The organism is Streptomyces sp. NPDC103540, from assembly GCF_055584445.1.
Window position 1 is genome coordinate 259,516 of sequence record NZ_JBVJMA010000006.1, and the last position, 15,198, is coordinate 274,713.

The 15,198-nt window shown below is 75.2% G+C and carries 12 protein-coding genes; 4 read left to right on the top strand and 8 right to left on the bottom strand.

Features of this window, described 5'->3' with window-relative positions; all coding sequences use genetic code 11:
• Positions 1–70 precede the first annotated feature (70 nt).
• Positions 71–664, bottom strand: coding sequence for a hydrolase (locus tag ACZ6ZI_RS16925; protein ID WP_469521130.1), 594 nt, complete (start codon positions 662–664; stop codon positions 71–73).
• 170 nt (positions 665–834) lie between these two features.
• On the opposite strand from ACZ6ZI_RS16925, the gene ACZ6ZI_RS16930 reads away from it, so the two are divergent.
• Together ACZ6ZI_RS16930 and ACZ6ZI_RS16935 are read left to right on the top strand one after the other, a co-directional pair.
• Complete coding sequence (locus ACZ6ZI_RS16930) at positions 835–1,392, top strand: pyridoxamine 5'-phosphate oxidase family protein (RefSeq protein WP_469521133.1); 558 nt, start codon at positions 835–837, stop codon at positions 1,390–1,392.
• 49 nt (positions 1,393–1,441) lie between these two features.
• Positions 1,442–2,488 (top strand): enoyl-CoA hydratase/isomerase family protein, encoded by a 1,047-nt coding sequence (locus ACZ6ZI_RS16935; RefSeq protein WP_469521136.1) that lies wholly within the window; start codon positions 1,442–1,444, stop codon positions 2,486–2,488.
• Here ACZ6ZI_RS16935 and ACZ6ZI_RS16940 read toward each other — a convergent pair.
• Together ACZ6ZI_RS16940 and ACZ6ZI_RS16945 are read right to left on the bottom strand one after the other, a co-directional pair.
• The gene (locus ACZ6ZI_RS16940) at positions 2,475–3,218 is read right to left on the bottom strand and encodes a TetR/AcrR family transcriptional regulator (RefSeq protein ID WP_469521138.1); all 744 of its coding nucleotides are present in this window, start codon (positions 3,216–3,218) and stop codon (positions 2,475–2,477) included. The genes ACZ6ZI_RS16935 and ACZ6ZI_RS16940 overlap by 14 nt on opposite strands.
• 129 nt (positions 3,219–3,347) lie before the next feature.
• The gene (locus ACZ6ZI_RS16945) at positions 3,348–6,020 is read right to left on the bottom strand and encodes an ATP-binding cassette domain-containing protein (RefSeq protein ID WP_469521141.1); all 2,673 of its coding nucleotides are present in this window, start codon (positions 6,018–6,020) and stop codon (positions 3,348–3,350) included.
• A gap of 90 nt (positions 6,021–6,110) precedes the next feature.
• On the opposite strand from ACZ6ZI_RS16945, the gene ACZ6ZI_RS16950 reads away from it, so the two are divergent.
• The gene (locus tag ACZ6ZI_RS16950) at positions 6,111–6,890 is read left to right on the top strand and encodes a TetR/AcrR family transcriptional regulator (protein ID WP_469521144.1); all 780 of its coding nucleotides are present in this window, start codon (positions 6,111–6,113) and stop codon (positions 6,888–6,890) included.
• A gap of 257 nt (positions 6,891–7,147) precedes the next feature.
• The gene (locus ACZ6ZI_RS16955) at positions 7,148–7,894 is read left to right on the top strand and encodes a methyltransferase domain-containing protein (protein WP_469521147.1); all 747 of its coding nucleotides are present in this window, start codon (positions 7,148–7,150) and stop codon (positions 7,892–7,894) included.
• Here ACZ6ZI_RS16955 and ACZ6ZI_RS16960 read toward each other — a convergent pair.
• The 5 genes from ACZ6ZI_RS16960 to ACZ6ZI_RS16980 form a co-directional block, all read right to left on the bottom strand.
• Positions 7,885–8,808: an SDR family oxidoreductase gene (locus ACZ6ZI_RS16960; RefSeq protein WP_469521150.1), complete on the bottom strand. Its 924-nt coding sequence runs from the start codon at positions 8,806–8,808 to the stop codon at positions 7,885–7,887. The two genes, ACZ6ZI_RS16955 and ACZ6ZI_RS16960, sit on opposite strands and share 10 nt — an antisense overlap.
• 58 nt (positions 8,809–8,866) lie before the next feature.
• Positions 8,867–10,459 (bottom strand): molybdopterin-dependent oxidoreductase, encoded by a 1,593-nt coding sequence (locus ACZ6ZI_RS16965; protein ID WP_469521153.1) that lies wholly within the window; start codon positions 10,457–10,459, stop codon positions 8,867–8,869.
• Positions 10,460–10,529: 70 nt separating this feature from the next.
• Entirely contained in the window at positions 10,530–10,841 is a 312-nt protein-coding gene (locus tag ACZ6ZI_RS16970; protein WP_469521155.1) for a hypothetical protein, read from the bottom strand.
• Positions 10,842–11,057: 216 nt separating this feature from the next.
• Complete coding sequence (locus ACZ6ZI_RS16975) at positions 11,058–13,376, bottom strand: alpha-N-acetylglucosaminidase (RefSeq protein WP_469521158.1); 2,319 nt, start codon at positions 13,374–13,376, stop codon at positions 11,058–11,060.
• Positions 13,377–13,386: 10 nt separating this feature from the next.
• Positions 13,387–15,081: a ricin-type beta-trefoil lectin domain protein gene (locus ACZ6ZI_RS16980; RefSeq protein WP_469521161.1), complete on the bottom strand. Its 1,695-nt coding sequence runs from the start codon at positions 15,079–15,081 to the stop codon at positions 13,387–13,389.
• Positions 15,082–15,198 lie beyond the last annotated feature (117 nt).

Consider the following 15,198-nt stretch of genomic DNA (forward strand, 5'->3'; position numbering starts at 1 on the left):
GCGCGCGGGGCTCGGGCCCGGGCGATCGGAGGCGCGGGGCTCGGGCCGGGGTGTTCGGGAGGCGCGGGGCTCAGGCCGGGGCGTCCAGCGCCGCGATGACCTCGGCGGTGGAGACGACCCGGCCGATCCGCGGGAAGATCCGGCCGAAGCTGTGCGCGTGCGCGTCGGCGTCCGGATCGGTGGTGGCGTCCTCCGCGAAGACCAGCCCGTAGCTGTGTTCCCACGCCGTGCGCGCCGTGGACTCGACGCCGATGCTGGTCGAGATCCCGGCCAGGACGATCCGCCGCACCCCGCGCCTGCGCAACTGGAGGTCGAGCTCCGTCCCGGTGAAGGCCCCCCAGTGGCGCTTGGTCACCGTCACGTCCCCCAGGGCCGCGAGTTCGGCGGGGATCCGCGAGAACGCGGGCGGCGGCGCGGTCGCCGGACCCGGCCGGTCGACGTCGGTCGTGGGCAGGTCGCCCCCGTCGGGCGACCAGGCGACGTTCACCAGGACCACGGGCAACCGGTGGGCGCGAAAGGCCCGCGCCAGCGCGATCCCGTTGCGCAGGACCTCCGCGCCGGGGCGGACCGTCGGCAGGGCGAGGATGCCCTCCTGGAGGTCGATCAGCACCAGGGCCGTGGCGGCGTCCACGGACAACGGGGAGGACGGGGCGGGGGTGTTCACGACGGGACTCCTCGGCTCTGCGACGCGCGGGGGCCCGACCGGGGCGGGCCGGGCGCGGCCGACCAGCCTACGGCGCCCGCACCGGCCGAACCGGGCGGCGGCTCCGGGCGCGGCGGCGGTTTCCCCGCGGCCCGACGGTCGTTGACGGGGTGGACGAAAGGAGATCCGCCATGCCGCCACGGGATCCCGCGCAGCGACCCACGACCGAACTCGACGCCCGCTACAGCTCCGCGCTCAACCCCCGCCCCGGCGCCGAGGACGTCACCGCCACCGAGTGGCCCGAGGCCCTGCGCCGCATGGCCGCCGCCGAGATCTTCTGGGTCTCCACGGTGCGACCCGACGGCCGCCTGCACGTCACCCCCGTCATCGCCGCCTGGCACGACGGGGCGCTGTACTTCTCGACCGGCCCCGGCGAGCAGAAGGCGAGGAACCTGGCGCACGACGGGCACTGCGCGCTCACCACCGGCGGGAACGCCCTCACCGAGGGACTCGACCTCGTGGTCGAGGGACGGGCCGCGAAGGTCACCGATCCGGCGCTGTTGGAGGAGGTCATCGCCGCGCACGAGGCGAAGTACGGGCGGCACATGACCTCGCCCGAGGGAACCTTCCACGGGATGGACGAGGCGATCCGCAAGGGCGACGCGGTGGTCTTCGCCGTGGCCCCGACCACGGCGTACGGCTTCGGCCGCGACGACGGGGTCTACACCCACACGCGGTGGACGTTCTGAGCGACGCGCGGCGGACGGCGCGTCCGGGCCCGCCGCCATACTGGCCGGTGTGAAGACCGAAGACGACACCGTAGTGATCGACCGGGTCGGCCGGGCCGGGTACCTCACGTTGAACCGGCCCCGGGCGCTGAACGCCCTGACCCACGCCATGGTCCGCCGGATCTCCGCGACGCTGGACGCCTGGGAGGAGGATCCCGACGTACGGACGGTGGTGATCCGGGGGGCGGGGGAGCGGGGCCTGTGCGCGGGCGGGGACATCCGCGCGATCCACGACGACGCGAAGGCCGGCGGCTTCGCCTCCGCCGCGTTCTGGCGCGACGAGTACCGCCTCAACGCCCGCGTCGCGCGCTACCCGAAGCCCTACGTCGCCCTCATGGACGGCATCGTCATGGGCGGCGGGGTCGGGGTCTCCGCGCACGGCGCCGTCCGGATCGTCACCGAACGCTCCCGCGTCGCCATGCCCGAGACCGGCATCGGGTTCGTGCCGGACGTCGGCGGAACCTTCCTGCTGGCCCGCGCCCCGGGCGAACTCGGCACCCACCTCGCGCTGTCCGGCGCCTCGGTCGGCGCGGCCGACGCGCTGCTGTGCGGCCTCGCCGACCACCACGTGCCGGCCGACGCCCTGCCGGCCCTCGCCCACGACCTCGCGGACCTCCCCGTGCCCGAGGCGCTCGCGCGGCACGTCTGCGCCCCGCCGCCGGGCGAACTGGCCGCGGCCCGCGCCTGGATCGACCCCTGCTACGGGGCCGACACCGTCGAGGAGATCCTCGATCGGCTCCACGCCGACGGGGTGCCCGCCGCCAAGGAGGCCGCCGAGCTCCTGCTCACGCGTTCGCCCACGTCCCTGAAGGTCACCCTGGCCGCCCTGCGGCGGGCCCGCGGGCTCGGCCCGCTGGAGCGGGTCCTCGAACAGGAGTACCGCGTCTCCTGCAACACCCTGTCCCACCCCGACCTCGTCGAGGGGATCCGGGCCCAGGTCATCGACAAGGACCGCAGGCCCCGTTGGAACCCGGCCACACCGCAGGAGGTCGGGGAGGCCGATGTGGCCCGGGCCTTCGCGCCGCTCGGCGAGGGGCGCGAGCTCAGCCTCGGTTGACCCGGGTCGCCAGCCCGTCCAGGATCCGCTGGAGTCCGTAGTCGAAGTTCTCCGCGCGCGTCCGCGCCGGCTCCACGTCCTGCCGGCCGGCCGCGCGGTCCTCCTCCGGCGGGTGTCCTTCGAGGGACTCCCCGTCCGCCGGCGGCGGGGACGGCGACCGCTCGGCCCCGCTCGTGCCGCCGCGGGCGGGCGGGGGCAGGCGGGAGGCCTCACCGGTGGTCGCGCCGATCACGTAGGAGACGACCGCCCTCACCGCGAGGTCGGCCTCGCCCGGGGGGAACCCGGCGTCCCGGGCCGGCGCGAGCATCCGCTCCGACATCCGCGCCTGGTTCGGTCCCGGGCGGGCGAGGCCGACCCTGCCGGGCACGGAGGCCACCCAGGGGTGGCGCAGCACCATGTCGCGCAGGCTGTGCGCGCTGCGCGACAGGGCCTCGCGCCACCCCTCGGGGCCGCCCTCGGCCGGGAGTTCGACCTCGCCGTGGACCGCGTCGACCACGAGCTCGATCAGCTCGTCCTTGTTGGCCACGTGCCGGTAGAGGGAGGTGGCCGCGGTGCCCATCCCGGTGCCGAGCCCGCGCATGCTCAGCGCCTCCAGGCCCTCGGCGTCCAGGAGCCGGACCGCGGCGGCGACGATCTGCTCGCGGCTCAGGGCGGGCCGTTCCCTCCGGGGGCGCCGCCCGGTCCACACGGAGGGGACGGGCGCGGAGGGGGGCGGCTCTGCGGAGGACATGCCGCCACCCTAGTGTCGTGCGCACGCTGTACGCAGCGAGCGTACGGCGCGTGCGCGTGTCGCGGCGTCCGTCCGCCCGCCGCCCGCGGCCCGCGTGACCCCGACCCCGCCGCGCCCCGCCGGCGGCGCCTACGCGCCCACGTACTCGCGCAGGTGCCGTGCCGTCAGGGTGTCCCCCTCGGCCACCAGCCGCGCGGGGGTCCCCTCGAAGACCACCCGGCCGCCGTCGTGACCGCCGCCGGGACCGATGTCGATCAACCAGTCGGCGTGCGCCATGACCGCCTGGTGGTGCTCGATGACGATCACCGAGTTGCCGGCGTCCACCAGCCGGTCCAGCAGGGCGAGCAGCTGGTCGACGTCGGCCATGTGCAGCCCCGTCGTCGGCTCGTCCAGGAGGTACGTCGAGGCCCGCTCCGCCATGCTGATGGCCAGCTTGAGCCGCTGGCGCTCGCCTCCGGACAGGGTGCTGAGCGGCTGCCCCAGGCGGACGTAGCCCAGGCCCACGTCCCTCAGGCGCCCCAGCACGGCCCGCGCCTGACCGGTGGTGAAGAACCCGTGCGCCTCCGCCACGGGCATGTCGAGGACCTCGCTGATGTTCTTGCCGCGCAGCCGGTACGTCAGCACCTCGGGCGTGAAGCGCCGCCCCTCGCACTCCTCGCACACGGACGCCACCCCGGCCATCATCGCCAGGTCCGTGTAGACCAGCCCGATGCCGTTGCACTTGGGGCAGGCGCCCTGCGAATTGGCGCTGAACAGCGCCGCCTTGACCCCGTTGGCCTTGGCGAAGGCGGTACGGATCGGGTTCAGCAGGCCCGTGTACGTCGCCGGGTTGGAGCGGCGCGAACCGCGGATCGGCGACTGGTCGGCCACCACCACCCCGTCCCGGCCGGCCAGGTACCCGTGCACCAGCGAGCTCTTGCCGGAGCCCGCCACGCCCGTGACCACCGTCAGCACGCCGAGCGGCACCTCCACGTTGACGTCCCTCAGGTTGTGCAGGTCCGCGTCCTTGATCGACAGGTGCCCGCGCGGGGTGCGCACCGTCTCGCGCAGCCGCGCCCGGTGGTCGAGGTGGCGTCCGGTGAGGGTGTCCGAGGCGCGCAGCCCTGCGACGTCGCCGCTGTAGCAGAGCCGTCCGCCACCGGTGCCGGCGCCCGGCCCGAGGTCCACGACGTGGTCGGCGATCGCGATGACCTCCGGCTTGTGCTCCACGACCAGCACGGTGTTGCCCTTGTCCCGCAGGCGCAGCAGGAGGTCGTTCATCCGACGGATGTCGTGTGGGTGCAACCCGGTGGTCGGCTCGTCGAAGACGTAGGTGATGTCCGTGAGGGAGGAGCCGAGGTGGCGGACCATCTTGACCCGCTGGGCCTCGCCGCCCGACAGGGTCCCCGAGGGGCGGTCCAGGCTCAGGTAGCCGAGACCGATCTCGACGAGGGAGCGCAGCAGGTCGCGGAGGCTCGCCAGCATCGGCGCGACGCCCGGGTCGTCGATCCCGTCCACGAAGGCGAGGAGGTCGCTGATCTGGAGGGCCGAGCACTCGGCGATGTTCAGCCCGCCCACGCGCGAGGACAGCGCGGCGGCGCCCAGCCGGCTGCCGCCGCAGTCGGGGCAGGCGGCGAACACCACGGCGTGGTCCACGAAGGCGCGGATGTGCGGCTGCATGGACTCGCGGTCCTTGGCCAGGTAGGTGCGCCCGATCTTGGTGATCAGGCCCTCGTAGGTGAAGTTGTTCGACCCCACCTTCACCTTCACCGCCGGTCGGTGCAGGAGGTCCTGCCACTCCCGCTCGGTGAACTCCCTCAGCTTCTTGTCGGGGGAGTAGAAGCCGCTGTTCGCCATGATCTGCCAGTACCAGGAGTCCACGGCGAAGCCCGGGACGGTGATCGCTCCCTCGTTGAGGGAGAGGTCGCGGTCCACGAGCCGGTCCACGTCCACGTCCGAGATCCGGCCGATGCCCTCGCAGCGCGGACACATGCCCTCGGGCGTGTTGAAGCTGAACGCGGAGGAGGTTCCCACGTGCGGGGTCCCGAGCCGGGAGAACAGGACGCGCAGCATGGTCGAGGCGTCGGTGGCGGTGCCGACCGTCGAGCGCGAGCCGGAGCCCATGCGCTCCTGGTCCACGACGATGGCGGCGCTCAGGTTGTGCAGTCCGTCCACGTCCGGACGGCCGAGGCTCGGCATGAACGACTGGACGAACGCCGTGTACGTCTCGTTGATCATGCGCTGCGACTCGGCGGCGATGGTGCCGAAGACGAGCGAGGACTTGCCGGAACCGGAGACCCCGGTGAAGACGGTCAGCCGGCGCTTGGGGATGTCGAGGGAGAGGTCGGCGAGGTTGTTCTCCCGCGCGCCCCGGACCTGGATGACCTGGTGGCCGTCGGCGGCCCGCGCGCCGGTGGGCGCGGTGTCGGGGGCGCCGTCCGGCGTGGTGCCGGGGGCCCACTCGATCAGCTGGACGATCACCCCGTTCGGGTCGCGGACCTGGAACAGCCGCTCGCCCCAGGGCTCCTCGCGGGGCTCCAGGGCGATCGGGGCGCCCTCCGCGCGCAGTCGCGCGTACTCGGTGGCCAGGTCGGACACGGTGAAGGCGAGGATCGGGCCGTCCGCGTGTCGTCCGCGGACCTCCTCGGGCAGGACCTCGACGCCGCGCCGCAGGAACACCACCCGGGGGCCGCCGGGGTGGGCCAGGGAGGCGAAGTCCTCGCTCGCCACGGTCTCGGTGTAGCCGAAGTGCCCGACCAGGAAGGCGGCCGAGGCGCGTACGTCGTCGACGGTCAGGGATATCGCGGTGCCGGTGATGTGCACGGAACTCCTCGAGGAACGATGTCGAGGTTTCTTTATACACTGTATTCTGTACGGTGTAGCCAGTTATTCGGCGCGAAGGGGAGAGTGGACGTGACGACGAAGGACCGGAGCGGGGCGGGCGACCCCGTCCGCACGCTGGAACTGTTGTGGCGCGAGGCCGGGCAGGAGCCCCCCGCCGGCCGGCGCGGCCCGCGCCAGGGGCTCACCGTCGACGCCGTGATCGCGCAGGCCCTCGCCCTCGCCGACGAACAGGGCCTCGCCGCCCTCACCATGCGGGCCCTGGCCGGACGCCTCGGCGTCACCCCGATGAGCCTCTACACCTACGTCCCGGGCAAGGCCGAACTCCTCGACCTGATGCTCGACGAGGCCTACGGGAGGATGCGCGGCCCGGCGCCGGTCCGTCCGCGACGACCCGACGGCGCGGAGCCGTGGCGGCGCCGGGTCACCCGGATCGCCGAGGAGAACCGGGAGCTGCTGCGGCGCCACCCGTGGATCGCCGACCTCGCCGTCACCCGACCGCCGTTGGGCCCCGGGGTGATCTCGAAGTACGAGTACGAACTGGGCGCCTTCGACGGGATCGGCCTCACCGACGCCGAGATGGACGCCGCCCTGACCCACCTCCTCGGCTTCGTCCACGCCAACGTGCTGGCCGAGGCGGACGCCGCCGCCCACAACGCGCGCCAGAGCGACGACGAGTGGTGGGAGGTCAGCGCCCCCCTGCTGGAGCGGGTGATGCACGCCGAGCGCTTCCCGCTCGCCAACCGGGTGGGCAGCACGGTCGGTGCCTACGACCCGCAGGTGGCCTGGGAGTTCGGCCTGGACTGCGTCCTGGACGGCTTGGCCCGCCGGATCGAGGCGCGCGGGGCGTAGCCGACGGCCGCCGCCGGACCCGTGCCCGGACCGGCGCCCGGACCCGTGCGGAAACCCGTCCCGCCGGGCGCCGGATCACCCCCGGGAAGGCCCTGTGCGGGCGTCACGGCGGCCGTGCGGGGCCCTCCCGGGGTCCCCGCTCCGACCCCCGTCCACGAGCCCGCCACGGGCCCGTACGGGGACCTTCGGCATGCCGTCTGACCTGGGGTTTCACCCATTTTCCCGATAAGATCACAGCCTCGGGAAAGGGGATCCTCATGGACCGGAACATCCGCTCGATGGACGACGTGCTCACCCTGCTGGACGGCCTGTTCGCCCCGGAGGCGGACCGCTGGACGACCGGCGGCTCCTCCTGGTGGGACGGGTTCTACGCGGACCGCGCCAAGCCGGTGCCGTTCTTCGTCGACAAGCCCGACGAGAACCTGGTCGACGCCCTCGACCGGGGCGTCCTCACCCCCGGTCGGGCCCTCGACCTCGGCTGCGGACCCGGCCGTAACTCCCTGCACCTGGCCGCCCGCGGCTTCCGGGTGGACGCCGTCGACCTCTCCCCGACCGCCCTCGACTGGGCCCGGGAACGCGCCCGCGCCGCGGGCGCCGACATCGACTTCCACCAGGGCGACGCCTTCGAGCTCACCACCGGCGCCCTCGCCGGCCCCTACGACCTCGTCTACGACTCGGGCTGTTTCCACCACCTGCCGCCCCACCGCCGCGTCAGCCACCTCGCCCTGCTGGAACGCGTCCTCGCCCCCGGCGGCCACTTCGCCCTCACCTGCTTCGCCTCCGGAGCCATGGGCTCGGAGCTGCCCGACGCGGACCACTACCGGGCGGGCGGACTCGGCGGCGGGCTCGCCTACACCCCCGAGGAACTCCGCTGGATCTTCGCCGAGCTGGAGCCCGTCGAACTGCGCCGCATGCGTGACGAGGCCCCCGAATCCGCCCTGTTCGGCGAGCCCTTCCTGTGGACCGCGCTCTTCCGTCGCCCCGGAGGCGCGGCTCAGCGGTAGCCGGTGGTGTCCGCCGGGAGCCCGGGGTCCTGCACCTCGACCACGTACCGCCAGGCGTCGGGCCGGCTCCCGTCCAGGTCCGTGAACCCGTACACCCGGGCCAGTTGCCCGCTGGAGAGGGACTTCCCGTTCCAGCGGGACACCTCCGGGTCGGCGGCCAGCGCCGCGACCGCCCGTCCCACGTAGGCGGGGCTCTCGGAGATCGCGAAGTGCGGGACCCGCTCCAGCGCGTCGCGCCAATCGGCCTCCGTCACCCCGAAGTGCCCGAGCATCATCTCCGAGCGCAACCACCCCGGCGTCAGCGCGACGGCCGTCGCGCCGCGCGGCCCCAGCTCGTGGCCGAGGGCGAACGCCATCCGCAGCACGGCCGACTTGGCGAGGTCGTAGAAGAACGACACCCGGTAGTTGCCCGCGTTGTACTCGCTCGTCCCGTCCGTCATCTCCACCACCAGCCCGCCCGGCTCGCGCAGCATCAGCGGCAACGCGAAGTGGTTGGTGACGGCGTGGGTGTCGATCGCGAGCCGCAACAACCGCAGGCCGTTGTCCAGGTCGTGCTCCCACACGGTGCTCTCCCACTCGAAGAGCAGCTCGGCACCCCAGATGTCGTTCACCAGCACGTCCAGCCGGCCCTGCTCGGCGTCGATCCGCCGCACCAGCGCCTCGACCTCGGCGTGCACCAGGTGGTCCGCCACCACCGCGACGCCCCGCCCGCCCGCGGCCGTCACCAGCTCGGCCGTCTCCTCGATGGTCTCCGGACGGTCGTACTCCGAACGCCGCCCCGCGGTGCTGCGCCCCGACACGTAGACCGTCGCGCCCCGGGCGCCCAGCTCCACGGCGATCCCGCGCCCCGCGCCCCGCGTGGCCCCCGCCACGAGGGCGACCCTGCCTTCAAGATCCCGCTGCGTCTCCGGCATGGCCCGACCCTACGCCGCCCGACCCGCCGGCACCCGGCGGCAACCGACGGCTTCCGGCTCACGGGGACCGGACCAGCACCGTCACCGCGTGCAGACCCGTCGCCCCGTCCGGCAGCGGCGGCCTGCGCCGTGCCGGCTGGACCTCGCCCCGGCCGTCGACGGCCCGCACCTCCAGGACGTGCCGACCCGCGCCCGCCTCCCACTCCCACCGCCACTGCCGCCAGGTGTCCACCCCGTCCGCCGCGCCCAGTCGGGCCCGCTGCCACGGACCTCCGTCGACCCGTACCTCCACCCGGGCGATGCCCCGGTGCTGCGCCCAGGCCACGCCCGCCACGGTGACGGGTCCCGGGCGGGGTCGCGCGCCCGGGCGCGGCACGTCGATCCGCGACTGCGTCCTGACCGGCGCCCGCTCGGCCCAGGCGCGGCGCACCCAGTACGCGTCGTACGCCGCGAAGGTGGTCAGCCTCAGGTCGGTGAGCCACTTGCAGGCGGACACGTACCCGTAGAGGCCGGGGACGACCATCCGGACGGGGAAGCCGTGCGCGAACGGGAGCGGTTCGCCGTTCATCCCGACGGCCAGCAGCGCGGCCCGGCCGTCCAGGACGCTCTCCACGGGCGTGCCGATCGTCATCCCGTCCACCGACCGGGCCACCAGTTGGTCGGCCGGTCCGCCGCGCGACGGCGGGCGCACCCCCGCCTCGCGCAGCAGGTCGGCGAGGGGCACGCCGAGCCAGCGGGCATTGCCCGCGTACGGGCCGCCCACCGGGTTGGACACGCAGGTCAGGGTGATGTCGTGCTCCGTCAGGGGGCGGGCGAGCAGTTGCGCGAGGCTCAGCGTGAGGGGCCGGCCGACGCCCTCCCCGTGGACGCGCAGCCGCCAGGTGTCGGCGTCGACGCGCGGGACGACCAGGGCGGTGTCCACGCGGTAGAAGTCCCGGTTCGGGGTGAGGAAGGGTGCGCCGCCGGGCGCCTTCAGGTCCGCTCCGGCGGGTACGGGCGGGGCCGGTACGGCGGGCGGCGGCAGGACGAGTCGGGCGCGGGAGGCGTCCGCCCCCGCCGAGCGGCGGGCGCCGAGCCGGCGTCCGGTGAGGCCCACGACCGCCGAGGCCGCCGCCGTGGCCAGCACCAGCCGACCGAAGCCGCGCCGGTCCACCCCGCCCGCGCCGCCCGCGCCCGCCTCCGGCGCCGGCCGGCCCGCCGCCCCGACCAGCAGGAGCAGCACCGCCGCGGCGACGGCCCCGCCGGCCAGGGAGGGCAGGGCGTCCCACCCGGTCGCGCCCGGCCGGTCGAGCGCGAGCAGCGCCCCGAGCCCGCCCACCGCCCCGGCGAGGGCGGCGCCCGCGCGGGGACGGCGTACGGCGAGGAGGCCCGCGCCGACGGCGACGGCCGCGAGGACCGCCACGACGCCGAGGGTCAGCACCGCCTTGTCGGCGGTGCCGAAGGAGCCGACGGCCCACTCCTTGACCGCGGTCGGCGTACGGTCGACCACCGCCCCGCCGACGGCGGCGATCGGCGCCGCCTCCGGCCGGACGAGCAGGGCCACCGGCTCCGCGACGCACAGCCCGGCGAACGCCGCGACCGCCCCGCCGAGCGCGCCGCGCCACGGCGCGGCCGGTCGTCGCCGCTCGGGAACCTTCCTCGCACCGGTCATCCCGGACCACCCTCCGCGGATCCGTCCTTCCAGCATCCGCCGGGGGCCGCCCGGGCGCGAGGGCCCCTCGTCAGGGGCGCCGCGCCGAGCCGGTCGCCGGATCCCCGCCGCGCCGCGCGGACGCCGGCGCGGGCCCGCCCCGGCCGGCGGGGGACGCGTCGGCGGTGGGGAGCCCGGCGGTGGAGGGCCCGGCGGTGGAGGGCCCAGCGGGGAGGGGCCCGGCCGGGGACGGAGCGGCGCACGGGCCGGCGCACGGGCCCGCCGGGCGCCGCTTGCGCAGTTCGACCAGCCCGTCCAACGAGGAGCCGAGAGCCTCCCACACCCCACCGGAGCCGGCCCCGCGCGCGGCGGAGCGCGGGCGCTCCTGCTCGGTCTCGGACATGTCGCTGCACTCCCGTCGGCGGCCGCTGCGGTCCGGGCCAGTCAAACCGGCGCCCCGCCGCCCCGGGCCGCGCCCGCCTGGATCTCCCCCGTACAGGTGACGCACCTCCGAGGGGCGGACGCGGGGGCGCGCGGTGAGCTAGGGCCTGTCGTCGAACTCCCGTCCGCCCCGCGACGCCCGGCACGCGCCCCGGCGGATCCGGTGGAGCGGCCCCCGTCAGCCGGTGGACGCCGGCAGGATCGCGGCCACCCGCGCGGCGGCCGCGTACGGGTCGCCGACCGGCGCGGCGGGGTGGTCGGTGGTGCGCCGGGCCCACTCCTCCTCGAAGGCGTGCCAGTCCACCTCCCGGGGCGGGGCGCCGCGTTCGAGGGCCTCCTCCAGCGTGTCGAAGTACAGCCGCCAGCGCGGCGCGTACAACTCCGAGACCAGGCCGTTCCACTCGCGGTTCGCGTAGTCGTGCAGGAATCCGCCCTCGCTGGTGGAGCGACGGCCCCACACGCTCAGGATCGATCGGGCGTCGTACTCGTTGCGGTCGCGCTCCGCCGCGTCCCCGCCCGCGGCGCGGGCCGCGTCGAGCCAGCCGCCCAGCAGGAAGTTCGGGTCGGATCCCGTGAGCGCGTCCAACAGGGCCTCGCAGTCGTCCCACTGGCCCGTCAGCTCGCGCAGCCGGGGCAGGTCCTTCGCGTCGTAGGCCGCCTTGATCCTCGGCAGCAGCACCCGCGAGTGGTTCGCGAGCGCCTGCCGGGCGGTGTCCACGAGGTCGAACCGGTAGGCGCTGGAGCCGCGCAGGCCCGGCGCCACCGCCAGCAGGTGGTCCAGGGCCCGGCGGACGGACCCGGCCGGATAGCGCATGGACTGGGGGCTCCAGTGCGCCGCGCCGGTGGCGGTCAGGCTCGGTCGGGCGGTGAACAGGCTGTCCTGGGACTCCGACCACAGCCCCGAGGAGGTGCTGTACGGGCCCTTGCGCAGTTCCTCCCAGGCCGCCGCCGCCCGCGCGTCGGGCCGCCCGTACCTGCGGGCCGCGAAGGAGGCGAACCAGCGCTGCTGGTCGACCGGTTCGGCCTCCCAGGCCAGGTCGGTGAACAGGTCGAAGGCGGCCGGGTTGGTCCCGGTGGCCTCCGGCAGGTAGGCGGTCCCGACCAACGCGCTGCCGCTCTTGGCCCGCCAGGCGCCGAACCGGTCGATCCACACGCTGGTGTTGGCGCCGATCGTGGTGTGCCCGCCGAAGTTGAGGATGCTGCCCATCGCGTACGGGGTCCCGCCCCAACGGGCCTCCCGGTCGAGGCGGTTGTAGCGGTCGGAGAGACCGTCGAGGACCAGCAGCTTCGAGGTGTCCACCCCGGCGAGCAGCTCGGCCGTCGGGTCGTCCTGCCAGCCGAGGACCGCCCACAGGGCGCCGGGGTGGGCCGTGTGCAGGGCGCTCTGGATGGCCCCGGCGGCGGCCCTGACGTCCACGGTGCCCGTCTGGCCGCCCTCGTGGAGCGGGCTCATCCGGTACATGGTGCTGTCGCCGAACACCGCGCGCTGCTCCGCGTAGTAGGCGGCGGCCAGCCGGCGGAACACCGGCGAGGTCGGGTCCAGCCAGTCGGGGCGGTCGAAGCCCGCCCAGTCGCCCTGCGCCACCGTCGTCGCCCCGGGGTTGCGGGCGGCGAACTCCGGCGGAACGGTGCCGAAGTACCCGGGCAGCACGGGGGTCATGCCGAGGGAGCGCAGGTGGTCGGCGATCCGACCGCCCACGCGGGCGCGCTCGCGCATCGCGCGGTCGCCCATCGGGCCGCCGAAGCCGCTCAGGTTCTGCAGCAGCCACCAGCTCTGGTGCGCGGCGCCGGGGATCCACGCGCTCAGCTCGGCGGGGGAGTAGCCGAATCCCTGGAGCGCCCGGTGGTACGGGTACTCCGCGCCGATCTGCACGAAGACCTCGTTCACCCCGTGCAGGGCGAGCAGGTCGACCTGGCGCCGGTGCTCCTCGAAGGAGCGGTACGGGCCCGAGTAGCCGTCGTCGGTGTCGTTGAGGGCGTACCGGTGGGCGACCCGCGCGGAGCGGGTGACCGGTTCGGGCACGGCGGGCAGGGTCGCGGGGAGCATGCCGAGGCTGTCGCCCGGCCAGCCGATGTCGACGCCGGCGACGTGCTGGAGGTACCAGCCGACGCCGGTGAGCAGGGTGGCGCCGGTGGAGCCGCGTACGGTGACCGCCCCGGCCCGGCCCGACACGGTGAAGGTGTCGGGTCCGGCCGCGGCGTCGGCCACGAGCGTGAACTGCCGTGCGTGGCGGGGCAGCAGCCGCTCCAGCGCGGCCCGCGCGGGAGCGGTGTCGAAGGTCCGCGGGGCGTCGGCGCCGGCGGGAGCGGTCGCCGGCGCCGCCGGGCCTCCCGGCAGCGACCGTTCGGACGCGGCCCGTTCGGTCGTGGCCCCTGCGGCTCGCGCCTCCGGGGCGGGCGGGGGCGCGGCGGCCCCGGGCGCGGCTCCCGCGCAGACCAGCGTCAACAGGGCGGCGGGCAGGGCGGTCAGGGCGGCGCGCGGCGCGGAGTTCCTCATCGTCACCCGCTCAGACCGGCAGGGACCAGGTCTGGTCGACCTGGTGGTCGCCGCAGGCGCTCAGCGCCAGCCGCCCGGCCGGGGCGTCGGGGGCGGCCGGCGCCGCCGGGGCCGTCAGGCACAGCCCGCTCCCGCGTTCGACGAGGGCCCCGTCCCGGCGGTGCTGCCAGCTCTGGCCCGCCTCCCGCGCCGTGCGGGCGGGAGCGCAGCCGGCCAGGGCGACGAGCCCGTCCGCCGGGTTCGCGGCGAGGCACTTGCCCTCCAGGTGCAGCCGTCCGGCCTGGCCCAGGACCCAGCGCTGGTCGGCCGCGGCCGTGCACGCCGCGAGGATCACGGCGCCGACGCCGGTGGTGTTGGCGCCGTCGGCGCACCGGGAGCCGAGGCCGTTGATCTGCCCGGTGGGCACGGCCTCGGCGCAGCCGCGCGGGGTGAGCCGCCAGACGGCCGTGTCGTGCGCGGCGAGCCGTCCGGTCAGCGAGCCCGACACCTCGGTGCGCCTGCCGTTCCACAGGTCCTTGGCCTCGACCGAGCAGGAGTGCAGCCCGATGTCGGCCAGCGGTACGGAGATGTCCCGCGCGGCGCCGGAGCGGTTGAGGACGGCGACGGCGCGGTCCCCGTTCGCCAGCGGCCGGGCCAGCACCTCGAAGGTGGCGTTGGAGGAGACCACGGCGCCCTGACGGCCCAGGGGGTCCTGGTCCAGGGCGATCAGGTCGGTGTTGCCGAGCGCGGCGAGGCCGGCCGGCGTCAGGGCGGAGACGTCGGAGGACAGGATGAAGGGGGCGGCCATCATCGCCCACAGCCCGACCTGGCTGCGGCTCTCGGCGTCGGTGAGTCCGGGGGCGCCGGCGATCAGGAAGTCCGGGTCGTTCCAGTTGCCGGGGCCGGCGTACCGGCCGAGCCAGCGGTTGTAGCCGTAGTTGCCGAGGACCGAGCTCCAGCGGGAGGTGGTCGGCGCGGCGGGCCGGTGGACCTGGATGTCCCGGCCCTCGCGCCAGAGCTGACCGGTCTCGCCGACCCAGTCGAGGACCTTGTGCCAGTCGGAGCCTCCCCATTCGCCCTGCTGGAAGTAGGCGGGCGCGGACGCGGAGAGCACCATGGGGCGGCCGCTGTCGCGCAGGGCGCGGGCGACGGAGTTGTAGGCGTCGCGGTAGGCCTGCTCCTTCGTCCTGCCGGGCGGCACCCACAGGTTGCAGCCGTCCATCTTGACGTAGTCGACCTTCCACGACGCGAACTGCCGGGCGTCGCGGGCGTAGTGGTCGGGGCCGCCGCCCTGGGGGGAGCCGCTGCCGGGATAGCGCTCGCAGGTGAGCGAGCCGGCGTCCTCGTAGATCCCGAACTTCAGCCCCCGGGCGTGCAGGTACTCGCCGAGCCAGGCCATGCCGCGCGGGAACCTGTCGGTGTCCACGACCAGGTTGCCGCCGGCGTCGCGCTCCTTGCGCATCCAGCAGTCGTCGACGGTCACCGTGTCGTACCCCTTGGCGGCGAGACCGGTGGAGACCAGGGCGTCCGCGTTGGCGACGACCTTGCCCTCGTCGATGTCGCACATGTAGTGCGCCCAGTTGTTCCACCCCATGGGCGGGGTGAGCGCGAGCGGGGTGTCCCAGGTCGCCGTCGGATCGGCCGCCGCCGGGGCGGGGGCGAGCGTGAGGGCGAGCAGGGCTGCCGCGGTGGCGGCGGTGAGGGACGCGCGCGGGCGAGGCGGCACGGGGTCTCCTTGACGTGGGGGGCGAGGAGGTCGAGCGGTACGACGGTCATGCGTGCGCTCAGTGCAGCGGTGCGACTACCCTCTGTCAACATAAGTCGATGGTTGTGACTCAATGAC

Excerpts from the sequence above, each read along its gene's own strand:
- ACZ6ZI_RS16960 (WP_469521150.1), bottom strand. The coding sequence starts at position 8,808 with ATGCCGGAGACGCAGCGGGATCTTGAAGGCAGGGTCGCCCTCGTGGCG.
- ACZ6ZI_RS16955 (WP_469521147.1), top strand. The coding sequence starts at position 7,148 with ATGGACCGGAACATCCGCTCGATGGACGACGTGCTCACCCTGCTGGAC.
- ACZ6ZI_RS16930 (WP_469521133.1), top strand. The coding sequence starts at position 835 with ATGCCGCCACGGGATCCCGCGCAGCGACCCACGACCGAACTCGACGCC.
- ACZ6ZI_RS16975 (WP_469521158.1), bottom strand. The coding sequence starts at position 13,376 with ATGAGGAACTCCGCGCCGCGCGCCGCCCTGACCGCCCTGCCCGCCGCC.
- ACZ6ZI_RS16940 (WP_469521138.1), bottom strand. The coding sequence starts at position 3,218 with ATGTCCTCCGCAGAGCCGCCCCCCTCCGCGCCCGTCCCCTCCGTGTGG.
- ACZ6ZI_RS16970 (WP_469521155.1), bottom strand. The coding sequence starts at position 10,841 with ATGTCCGAGACCGAGCAGGAGCGCCCGCGCTCCGCCGCGCGCGGGGCC.
- ACZ6ZI_RS16965 (WP_469521153.1), bottom strand. The coding sequence starts at position 10,459 with ATGACCGGTGCGAGGAAGGTTCCCGAGCGGCGACGACCGGCCGCGCCG.